This window comes from Ferrithrix thermotolerans DSM 19514, assembly GCF_900128965.1.
In the GTDB taxonomy this organism is placed as follows: Bacteria; Actinomycetota; Acidimicrobiia; order Acidimicrobiales; family Acidimicrobiaceae; genus Ferrithrix; species Ferrithrix thermotolerans.
The window spans coordinates 1-9,433 of the sequence record NZ_FQUL01000025.1 but is presented as its reverse complement, the minus strand read 5'-3'; the positions used below and the strand labels follow the sequence as shown (position 1 = coordinate 9,433).

13 protein-coding genes are annotated in these 9,433 nt (G+C 50.5%); 6 read left to right on the top strand and 7 right to left on the bottom strand.

What is annotated here, in order from left to right; genetic code table 11:
* Positions 1 to 341 (top strand): transposase (locus tag BUA24_RS08265; protein WP_218587445.1); only part of this gene is annotated, 341 nt, incomplete at its 5' end.
* Here the strand turns inward: BUA24_RS08265 and BUA24_RS08260 are convergent.
* From BUA24_RS08260 to htpX, 3 genes are all read right to left on the bottom strand, one after another.
* Positions 282 to 986, bottom strand: coding sequence for an ion channel (locus BUA24_RS08260; protein WP_072791228.1), 705 nt, complete (start codon positions 984 to 986; stop codon positions 282 to 284). The genes BUA24_RS08265 and BUA24_RS08260 overlap by 60 nt on opposite strands.
* A gap of 106 nt (positions 987 to 1,092) precedes the next feature.
* The gene (pspAB, locus tag BUA24_RS08255) at positions 1,093 to 1,665 is read right to left on the bottom strand and encodes a PspA-associated protein PspAB (RefSeq protein WP_072791226.1); all 573 of its coding nucleotides are present in this window, start codon (positions 1,663 to 1,665) and stop codon (positions 1,093 to 1,095) included.
* Positions 1,666 to 1,715: 50 nt separating this feature from the next.
* Entirely contained in the window at positions 1,716 to 2,678 is a 963-nt protein-coding gene (gene htpX / locus BUA24_RS08250; protein ID WP_245790380.1) for a zinc metalloprotease HtpX, read from the bottom strand.
* A 110-nt stretch (positions 2,679 to 2,788) separates the two neighbouring features.
* Here htpX and cmk point away from each other — a divergent pair, with 110 nt between their 5' ends.
* From cmk to BUA24_RS08225, 5 genes are all read left to right on the top strand, one after another.
* A complete protein-coding gene (gene cmk, locus BUA24_RS08245; protein ID WP_072791222.1) occupies positions 2,789 to 3,499 on the top strand; it encodes a (d)CMP kinase in 711 nt (236 codons plus the stop codon).
* On the top strand, positions 3,489 to 4,178 hold the full coding sequence (locus tag BUA24_RS08240) for a lysophospholipid acyltransferase family protein (RefSeq protein ID WP_072791219.1): 690 nt from the start codon (positions 3,489 to 3,491) through the stop codon (positions 4,176 to 4,178). The genes cmk and BUA24_RS08240 overlap by 11 nt, the downstream gene beginning before the upstream one ends.
* A gap of 104 nt (positions 4,179 to 4,282) precedes the next feature.
* Positions 4,283 to 5,677 (top strand): FAD-binding oxidoreductase, encoded by a 1,395-nt coding sequence (locus BUA24_RS08235; RefSeq protein ID WP_072791276.1) that lies wholly within the window; start codon positions 4,283 to 4,285, stop codon positions 5,675 to 5,677.
* Positions 5,678 to 5,765: 88 nt separating this feature from the next.
* Positions 5,766 to 6,761: an ATP-binding cassette domain-containing protein gene (locus BUA24_RS08230; protein ID WP_245790378.1), complete on the top strand. Its 996-nt coding sequence runs from the start codon at positions 5,766 to 5,768 to the stop codon at positions 6,759 to 6,761.
* Positions 6,748 to 7,575 (top strand): ABC transporter permease, encoded by an 828-nt coding sequence (locus tag BUA24_RS08225; RefSeq protein WP_072791217.1) that lies wholly within the window; start codon positions 6,748 to 6,750, stop codon positions 7,573 to 7,575. Before BUA24_RS08230 ends, BUA24_RS08225 begins: the two co-directional genes overlap by 14 nt.
* Positions 7,576 to 7,701: 126 nt before the next feature.
* On the opposite strand, the gene BUA24_RS12955 is transcribed toward BUA24_RS08225, so the two are convergent.
* From BUA24_RS12955 to BUA24_RS13180, 4 genes are all read right to left on the bottom strand, one after another.
* Positions 7,702 to 8,178 (bottom strand): integrase core domain-containing protein, encoded by a 477-nt coding sequence (locus BUA24_RS12955; RefSeq protein WP_084660341.1) that lies wholly within the window; start codon positions 8,176 to 8,178, stop codon positions 7,702 to 7,704.
* Between the two features lie 94 nt (positions 8,179 to 8,272).
* Positions 8,273 to 8,710, bottom strand: coding sequence for a hypothetical protein (locus BUA24_RS12950; RefSeq protein ID WP_084660340.1), 438 nt, complete (start codon positions 8,708 to 8,710; stop codon positions 8,273 to 8,275).
* A complete protein-coding gene (locus BUA24_RS08215) occupies positions 8,707 to 8,940 on the bottom strand; it encodes a hypothetical protein (protein ID WP_143146470.1) in 234 nt (77 codons plus the stop codon). Before BUA24_RS08215 ends, BUA24_RS12950 begins: the two co-directional genes overlap by 4 nt.
* Positions 8,937 to 9,065, bottom strand: a complete 129-nt coding sequence (locus BUA24_RS13180; protein WP_272867297.1) for a hypothetical protein — start codon at positions 9,063 to 9,065, stop codon at positions 8,937 to 8,939. The genes BUA24_RS08215 and BUA24_RS13180 overlap by 4 nt, the downstream gene beginning before the upstream one ends.
* Between the last annotated feature and the right edge of the window lie 368 nt (positions 9,066 to 9,433).

Genomic DNA, 9,433 nt, shown 5'->3' with positions numbered 1-9,433 from the left:
GAGTTCACGTCGTTTTAGACAACTACTTATCCCATAAGACCGAGTCGGTGAGAACCTGGCTCCTTCGCCATCTGAGATTTGTGTTCCATTTCACACCAACGTATTCTTCTTGGATGAATCAGGTAGAGAGGTGGTTCTCAGCCCTGACCACCAAGTACCTGCAGCGCAGCGTTCACCACAGTGTGACCGAACTCAACAGAGGGATTACCAAGTGGGCCAAGGCCTGGAACGAGAACCCCAAGCCCTTCATCTGGACCAAGAGCGCCGACGAGATCTTCGCTTCAATGCAGAAATACCTGGAGCCTATTGTTTCTCCGCAAACTTCTGAAGAGGGACACTAGATCCGAGATCGCTGCGGCAACTTGCTTTGACTTGGCGACCGCAACTACGGGTACCTCTGGAGCCAGATGCTTAGTTATCACTGACGCCAGAAGTACATCGGTGTCTTTATCCGAGGCAATCAGGATCTGTTCTGCCCGCTCGGGGTGCGCTTTTCTTATTGTCGCCTCCTCTGCAGATGAGCCATCGATCACGTGTATGTACTCTTGCATATCCTCGTATTCGGCGCCGCCGTGATCTCCGGGCACGATCACACACCGGCGTCCTGCTTTATAAAGCTCTTCTATGGTCTGTCGAAGCAAGGGGCTCGAACCGATCAAAAGAGTAAAGCCGTCTCTTGGCTCTTTTTTGTCTAAACCCATGATTTTCCTAATCTGTTGAGCGGTAACGTGGGCCGCCAGTACGGCAAATAGAGAAGCAAAAAGTGGTATCGAGGTAAGCATCACCGCAGCTGCTATGACCTTACCAACGGTATTTTTAGGCGTCACATCTCCGTAGCCGACTGTTGTTGCGGTAGTGACGGCCCAATAGATCCCTGTAAACAGCGATACTGAATGAGTTAGCGAGGAAGCCGCAGCGCCCAATAGGGTGACGACTATAGCGAGTACAAATATGGTCAGGGCCTGGTGGCGTTGCGCCTTACCCAATACGACTTGAATTATCGGTAGTACTAAATCACCTCCACACCCTAGGACCTATCATCGAATAGGTAGGTGGGCCTCTTTATCGGTAGTAACTCCCGGTCAAAGAGACCTAGAGTGGAAGTCCCCACGGAGGCATCCACGACTCCAGATCGGGTTCGACTGGAAGATCCGATCCTACGATCGCCTTTAGGGCCAACTCTCTTTCGTTGTCGCGCCTTTGATTGATAAGAGGTACAAAGGGATAAAAGGTACCTTTTTTGTATAGGTAGATCCAATAGACGTCTTGTGCTGATGAGGTCTCTTGAAACTTAAATGCAGACAAAAGAAGCGAAGGTGAAAATCCGTGGTCTTCAAGGGTCTTGTTCACAAGATGTATCTTTGTGGTTAAGGACTCTATGTCGTCGTCTTTAACTACTATCCATTCATAGCCGTACTCGTCTTTCGATACCGTTATCTGGGAGTCTGGATCCTTTACCATGGTCTTCAGCACTTCCAAAAACTCAGATCGAGTGTTTTCAAAGGCGCTTCCCGATGCTGGCTTGTAACACACAGCTGCTTTGTTTACTGACTTTAAATTCGCGCTGAGTTCCAAGGTTACCGCAACGCCAGGAATAGCAAAGAGTCTGTCTAGATTTGCCTTTACTGGTTTTGTTCTACCTGTTAGGACGTCAAATAGACCCAAGATAACCTGCCTTATTCTGTAGGTATAAAGCCGGGATAGCTATAGCTCAGCTATTCAGCAGTCCCTAGCTCACGCTCAAGTTTATCAAGCTCAGCGATTCGTCTCTCTAAGGACGGATGAGTCGAAAATATCGTCGATATCGAGAACTGTCCTTTAGCAACTGCCGGGGTGAAGTAAAACGCATTGAAGGCTGCGGCAGACCTTATGTCCTTCGTGGGGATTCTACCGATCTCGCCCGTTATCTTGATCAAAGCCGATTTCAGCAGCGAAGGGCGCCCGAGCAAGATGGCTCCAGACCTATCTGCGCTCAACTCCCTGTATCTCGATAAGGCTCTAATCAACAGGAAGGATATGGCATAGACCACTATCGAAACAAGCATAACTCCAGCCTCTATAGCAAAGATGTTACCGGCTGCTGAGTTGTTGTTCGATCGTCCACCACCTCGTCCTCCGTATCCACCTCCACCATAACCCATACCTCCGAATAGCTCGCTGTAGTACAGAACACGAGTAAGTATTCCCGCTACCATTCCCAGGAAGGATGCGATCGTCATCACAGCCACATCTCTGTGAGCGACGTGTGACAGCTCGTGAGCAAGAACAGCCTCTACCTCTTCGGTGTCGAGTCTTCGGAGGAGACCAGTCGTCACGCATACAACTGCATTCTTGGGGTTTCTACCTGTTGCAAAGGCGTTTGGCATATCGGTGTTGGCGACAGCGACCCTCGGCATGGGCATATTGGCCAGTGCGCAGAGCCGTCTTACTATCTGATAAAGCTCTGGCGCTTCTTGCTCGGTCACAACTTTGCCGTGCATGCCAAAGAGAGCGATCTTGTCCGAGAAGAAGTATTGCACGAACAAGATACCTAGACCGATGAAGACAACGGTGATCAGCTGCACGCCTACTGCCAGCAACACCGCTACGAAGGCTACGTAAAGGGCTCCTAGCAAAAAGATAGTGAGACCCATTCGAGCCACTAATCCCTTGTCTGATTTAAACCTAGTTTTCGCCACGTTGATAGTATCCTTCATCTATATAAGTAACAGAGGGAAAATCCCTGGGACTTAACTGAAATCATAGATCATATCTCTGGGTACTTCACAGACGGGAACGAGGGCTGGTTTTGGTTAATTATAAAGATGCACCGTGGGGTGCTCCTTATGCGCCGGTCATCGCAATTGACGGACAAGCTGGAAGTGGAAAATCCACACTAGCGCGTCGTCTATCAGAAGTGTTGAATATTCCTACCCTAAACAGCGGGCTATATTATCGAGCAGTAGCACTATGGGTAGCTCGGAATCACTTTGACCTGGAGGATCTTGCCTCAAATGAGTATATCGCGGATATGCTGCGCAGTCTAGTGATCTCGGTGGATGGCGGCCGTGTTATCCTAGGAGGAGATGACGTGACAGATCAACTTCGCTCCAAAGAGGTTCAGAGAGTTCTTCCTAAGGTGTCGGCCAAACCTGAAGTCCGATCGTACCTCAACGAGCTTCAGAGGTTATGGGTCGACAGATACGGGTCTTCTATTGTAGAAGGCAGAGATATAGGCACAGTGGTCTTTCCGGACGCCTACTTCAAGGTTTTTCTCACAGTGTCTTCAGATGCACAAAGAGCTAGAAGGCCAGAGGAAGCCTCTGTGGTCGAAAGAGATCTAGCGGATCGAAAAAGAGAGGTGGCCCCTACAATACCTGCGTCTGATGCTGTTGTGTGGGACACCACCTCACTAAGCCCCGAGGACGTGTTGGAGACGGTTCAGACTGCACTTGCTACCAAGGTGGAAACCATTTGTCACAACCTCTCCTACGAAAGAGGCGAGCGCGTTGTCAAATAGGTCTTTCGTAGATGACCTCATCAACAGACCACTACAGCAAAGCCCCCGTTTCTATGCCTTTGCTCGTGGAGTTGTCTACTTGGTAAATAGACTTTATTTTGGGAACAAGGTCTACTTCGAGGCACCTCTACCGAGCTCTCCTTTTGTCCTGGCGCCGACCCATCGCTCCTACATTGATACTCCTTTGGTAGGTTCGATTCTGAAGGAACCGCTTCGTTACATGGCAAAGTCTGAGCTTTGGAAAAATCCCTGGCTTGGGCGTTTGATCGAGCTCCTTGGTGGCTTTCCAGTGGATCGAAGCGGTGCCGATCGGAACTCGTTGAATACAGCTTTGGAGATACTGCGGGCAGGGGAGTCGTTGGTGGTGTTTCCAGAAGGTGAGAGAAGAAGCGGCGAAAAAGTAGAGAAGATCCACGAGGGCGTAGCTTACCTCTCGCTCAAGACGAAGGTTCCCGTGGTACCGGTAGCGTTTTATGGAAGCGACCATGTACTGCCACCGGGAAGCAAGTTTCCAAGGAGGGGTAGAGTAAGGTCTATTGTCGGCAAGGCAATGTATCCATCGAGCTACGTGGAAGATACCTCGGGCAAGAAAAGTGTTCCAAGGAGAGCGATAGTCGCCATGACCAACGATCTCGAGCTCACCTTGCAGCGGCTATTCGATGAGGCGAAGAGTCTGTAGTTGAATTTGTAAGAAGAAGTTCATCTTCACTTCGGTTTCAGCTGAACTTTAGCTGGTGGCTAGGGTATGATCAAGACAACTCAGCTTTAGAAACGGAGAGAGTGTTGAACTCGGATATCTTTGTTGATCGTCTGCGAGACGCCGTTGGCTCGGAGAGGGTAATCGTCGATCCTGACATTATGAACTCATACAGAGCAGACCGTACTACAACTGTTCAGGGCGAGATGCCTCGGGTTGTCATCACTCCATCGTCTACTGCTCAGATCGCTCGAGCTGTAAAGCTGGCTAATGAGTTTGAGGTTCCCGTGATTCCCCAAGGTGCGCTGAGTGGGTTAGCTGGCGGGGCTGACCCAATCTCTGGTTCACTTGTAATCAACGTAGCCAAGATGGATCGAATCTTAGATATAGACCCCGTCAATCTTCTGGCAACGGTTGAGCCTGGAGTCATCAACAAGACCCTCAAAGATGCCGTTGCAAAGGAGGGGTTTTTCTATCCTCCAGATCCAGGAAGCTACACATTTTGCTCAATAGGTGGAAACGTGTCTACTAACGCAGGTGGACTCTGTTGTGTGAAGTACGGAGTGACGGCTGACTATGTGAGTGAACTTGAGATCGTCTCTCCAACGGGAGAGATAATGACTCTTGGGCGAAGGACTAAGAAATCTTCCGCTGGCTATCGACTGGCACAGCTATTCGTTGGATCTGAGGGTACCTTGGGTGTTTTGACAAAAGCCACCATGAGACTCCGTCACGCTCCGGCACCGGTCGCTGGAACCGTAGTAGCTAGCTTCTCGATACTTGAGGAGATGGGGGATGCTCTGCGGGAGATAGCCTCCAAGTTGTCACCGTCACTCCTAGAGGTTATGGATCAAGAGACGGTTCGAGCTATAAACGCCTGGAAAAACCTGGGTATCGACGAAGAGGCAGAAGCCGTTATCGTTGCACAAAGCGATGTCAAAGGGGGAGAAGGAGCAGAGGAGCTCAAGCTCATAGAGGCTATCTGTGCTCAATCTGGTTCGGGGGAGATCTACCGTACGGAGGATCCAGATGAAGCCGATGCGCTGCTAGAGGCCCGTAGACTCGCCCTAACCGCTTTAGAGAGGCTCGGGCCAGCGATCTTGGACGACGTTGGTGTTCCAGTGTCCCGGATAGGGGAGATGATCTCCGAGATCGCAAAGATCGCCAAGAAGTGGCAGATTACTGTCGGTACATTCGGTCACGGCGGTGACGGGAACCTCCATCCGACGTTGGTTTTGCCCTCTAGAGATCAAGAGGTCATAGAGATTGCCGATCGTTGCTTTGCAGATATCGTTGCAGCTGCACTGTCGATGGGAGGAACCATATCTGGCGAGCATGGGATCGGTCTCATAAAGAGAGACTTCATGAAGGACCAGTACGGAACGGAAGAGATTGAGTGGATGAGACGCATTAAGGCAGCTCTTGATCCCAAGTGGTTGTTCAATCCCAACAAGGTTGTCTTTGATAGGTTGATGCCGTAGTCGTATTTGAATCTCGTCGCTTTAGGACTGAACTGCAACTATGTGACTGAGTTGAACACGCCGTGAAGTTACTTCTTGGAGGCGTTAGTTGGAATTTGATATCCCTTACGGTGTTGCAGATGGTGTGAGCGCACAGGCAGCCATTGAAGTAGATAATATTTCAAAGAGCTACAAAGATAAACTTGCCCTTGACGAAGTCTCATTGTCGGTGCCAAGAGGTACTATCTTTGGGCTTTTAGGTCCAAACGGTGCAGGAAAGACGACTTTGGTCAAAGTGCTCACAACCTTGATCGTGCCCGATAAAGGGAAAGCCCTAGTAAATGGGATTGACGTTGCAAGACAAGCCCAACGCGTTCGGTTTGAGATCGGTCTCGCTGGTCAGTACGCCGCCGTTGATGAAAACCTCACTGGGTATGAGAATCTTGTGATGGTAGGACGCCTCTATCACCTAGGGCGATCAGAGTCCAAGAGAAGAGCTTCGCAACTGCTCGAGACGTTCACACTGTCAGATGCGGCCGATCGCCAGGTAAGGCAGTACTCCGGTGGTATGAGGAGGAGGCTTGACCTAGCAGCCGCTCTTGTTGCCAAACCAAAGATACTGTTTTTGGATGAACCTACAACTGGACTTGACCCACGTAGTCGAAATGAGCTTTGGGATATCGTAGAACGCCTGGCGGACTCTGGATCTACGGTTCTCCTTACTACTCAATACCTCGAAGAGGCGGATAGGTTGGCCTCACAGCTAGCGGTTATCGATCGTGGTAAGATAATAGCGAGTGGCACTCCTCAGGAGATCAAGTCTCTAGTCGGGTCATCAGTGGTCGCAGTGACGCTAACCTCTCGAGAAGCTATGGAATCTGCTATTCGATTGCTACATTCCCTGGGACTGAAAGACACTCACGTTGAAGCAGACCGAAACAGGGTGCGCGCAGCAAGTAACGATAAAAAAGGCGTGCTAGCAGAGGTTGTAAGGGCGTTGGACGATCACAATCTTGAGATAGCTGAGATATCACTAGAAGGTCCCACTCTCGACGATGCGTTTTTGGCTCTCACTGGACATGGAGTGGCAGATGCAGATAGTTGATCCAAATCAAGACGTTCAAGAGTTCAACGATCCTCAAGGGTCGTTTGGAGTCAAGTTCAGATTTGCGGTCCTTGACACCTTGGTGCTAGCAAAGCGAAATCTCCTGCGTTATGTTAGGCTCCCTGGGTTACTTGTATTTTCGACCATTCAGCCTGTTATCTTTCTCCTTCTGTTCACTTATGTATTTGGAGGAGCAGTTAGGGGGGTGCACACCAAGTACGTAGACTTTCTGGTTCCGGGTATCTTGATCCAGACAGTTGCCTTTGGGTCTACCCAAACAGGCGTGGGTCTAGCTGAAGACTTACAAAGCGGAATAATTGACCGATTTAGATCTCTCCCCATGTCTCGATCGGCGGTGCTTGCAGGGAGAACTCTAGCAGACACACTGCGGAACCTAATAGTGGTACTCATAATGGTTGTCTCGGGGTACATAATTGGATTTCGGTTTCAAAACGGTCTTGGTAATGCCCTTTTAGTTGTTTTGGTCGCAGTCCTTTTCGGGTTCTCTCTAAGTTGGATCTCAGCTTTCACTGGAGTTTCTTCCAAGAACACCGAGACCGCCAATGTAGCAGGATTTGTGTGGATCTTTCCTCTCACCTTTGCAAGCGCTGCCTTCGTGCCTGTCTCGACCATGCCAGGATGGTTGCAAGTGTTCGCCAAGGCGAACCCCATCACAAACTCCGTCGACGCCCTACGAGCACTTACTCTGGGCGGACCTGTGAACCATTATCTCCTTTATAGCTTTGCTTGGATGATCGGCATCGTGGTGGTTTTTGCTCCGCTTGCCATCTCTCGCTATAAGTCGCGCTCATAAAGACAGTCGAACCTTCTGAAAGGTGGTAATTGCTTTGTGTTCCAGGCGGAATGAGCACTAACGAGTGGCGGTAACCAAGTCTCATTACATATCAAGCTTTTTGAGACAATTCTTTCAATTATCTACTTAGTCGGCAGTCTCCTTCTTTGGTTGGTTGATCCAGGCAAGGGTTGGAAGCGCCGGTGGGGTGGGAACTTTGTGAACAAAGTGTTCGGGGTGTTCTGCATAGGCGTCTAACAGAACCGTCTCACGTCGCTTACGAACCTTTTCAGCTCGTCCGTAGTGGACATCGGCGGGAGTGTGATATCTAATGCCAAAGTGACGATGACGTCCGTTGTACCGAGACCTAAAGCGTCGACAATGGGCCTGAGCGTCTTTGAAGCTGCCAAGTCGATCGGGAAAGTCGGGCCGGTATTTGAGGGTTCGGAACTGGCTCTTTGAATAGGGATTGTCATTACTTACATGAGGACGGCTGCGGGATTTGATGACTCCGAGATCCGCCAGTAGGTGCGCTACTGGCTTGGCGATCATTGGTGATCCCCCATCGGAGTGCAACGTGAGCTGACCACTGGGTACACCTTGAGATGCAGTTGACTCATCCATCACTCACTTGGAGAGTTAGGCACGGGTCGCCATCCAACCCGTGACGTAGCGGCTGTAAATATCCAAGATCACGTAGAGGTAGTAGTAGTAGTAGTTAGGTCCACTTTGCGGGCTCGTGGAGCTTTGTGATATCCCAGCTCCAGACTTCACTTTGTTTGGTGGCAATGAGCTTGGGCTTTTTGTGGGCAGGGTGGGTGGCTTGGCGACGTCGTTCTCGGACTTCGTCGTGGCTGTGCAATATGGGGTACGTGGTCGACACCGAGCCCAGATAGGCGCCCTGATCAAGGAGTTTGGCATATACCGTGGCCGGAGCTTCGTCTATGAACTGCTCAGACTCAAGCGTTGCCCTAATCTGCTTGCGCTCAACAACGCTCAGAGCTCGAGACTGGATAACATCTAATCGCTGTGGCTTTGGTGGTGGCGTACTGCAGCGGTACCGGCGACACCAGGTTGCCCGGTCCACTCCGAGCGCCGTGAACGCCGCACCCTTGCTCACCACTTGGCTGAGTTGGTCCACTGCTTTATCGGTCATTTCAACTCGCCGTTCTCCGCAGTTCTGTCCAAGGCAAGTGTCTCTAACAGAGCGGAGAGGTTTCCCTGAATTTCAATAACCCTTCTCGACTTGTTCACTTCACCTTCCAACCGGCCGACCTTACGCTTCAAGCTGGCGATCTTGTGGTCTTGGGGATCAGTCTTTTGACGACCCGCTGCTTGAGCCAGAGCCTCTTGGGCACCTTCATCACGTTGGCGACGCCACGTCACAACGAGAAAGCAGTAAGAGACCATAACGTCGAAGCATCGCCCTCTTTCTTTGCGTCGTAGCCGGCAAGAGTCTTGGCTTTGTACTTCGCCGAGAACTGTCGACGTCCATATGAACGCTCAAACATCTACAGATTCGCTATCGCTAATTTAGTCATTGCACCACTATGCATGTGCGTGTCGCTATTGGTGGTTGTTGTCATGGTCATTGGAGATAGTCTTTCTCCACCCCCTTAGCTCATTTATGTATCGGTGTGAACTGTCTCACCTAAGCTTGACACAGAGGGTCGGGACGTTTAATTCTTCGGGTAGGTACTTTCCCATCTTCATTTAGTAATCTTAGGGGATGCAGTAAGTCCTTGTCGCCTCGACAACCGTTGCATCTAAGTGAGCTTTAGTGAGCATCACTCAGCTGCACCCCTCGCAGGGTTCCTCTGCCTGCCGGGAGCAGGTTTTGGTTCTCGCCTCATCGGCCGCGGCCTCGACGAAGTCGAGG

Bases quoted from the DNA above. Each gene is read 5' to 3' on its own strand.
- BUA24_RS08225 (WP_072791217.1), top strand. From the start codon at position 6,748: ATGCAGATAGTTGATCCAAATCAAGACGTTCAAGAGTTCAACGATCCT.
- BUA24_RS13180 (WP_272867297.1), bottom strand. From the start codon at position 9,065: ATGTTTGAGCGTTCATATGGACGTCGACAGTTCTCGGCGAAGTACAAA.
- BUA24_RS12950 (WP_084660340.1), bottom strand. From the start codon at position 8,710: ATGACCGATAAAGCAGTGGACCAACTCAGCCAAGTGGTGAGCAAGGGT.
- BUA24_RS12955 (WP_084660341.1), bottom strand. From the start codon at position 8,178: ATGGATGAGTCAACTGCATCTCAAGGTGTACCCAGTGGTCAGCTCACG.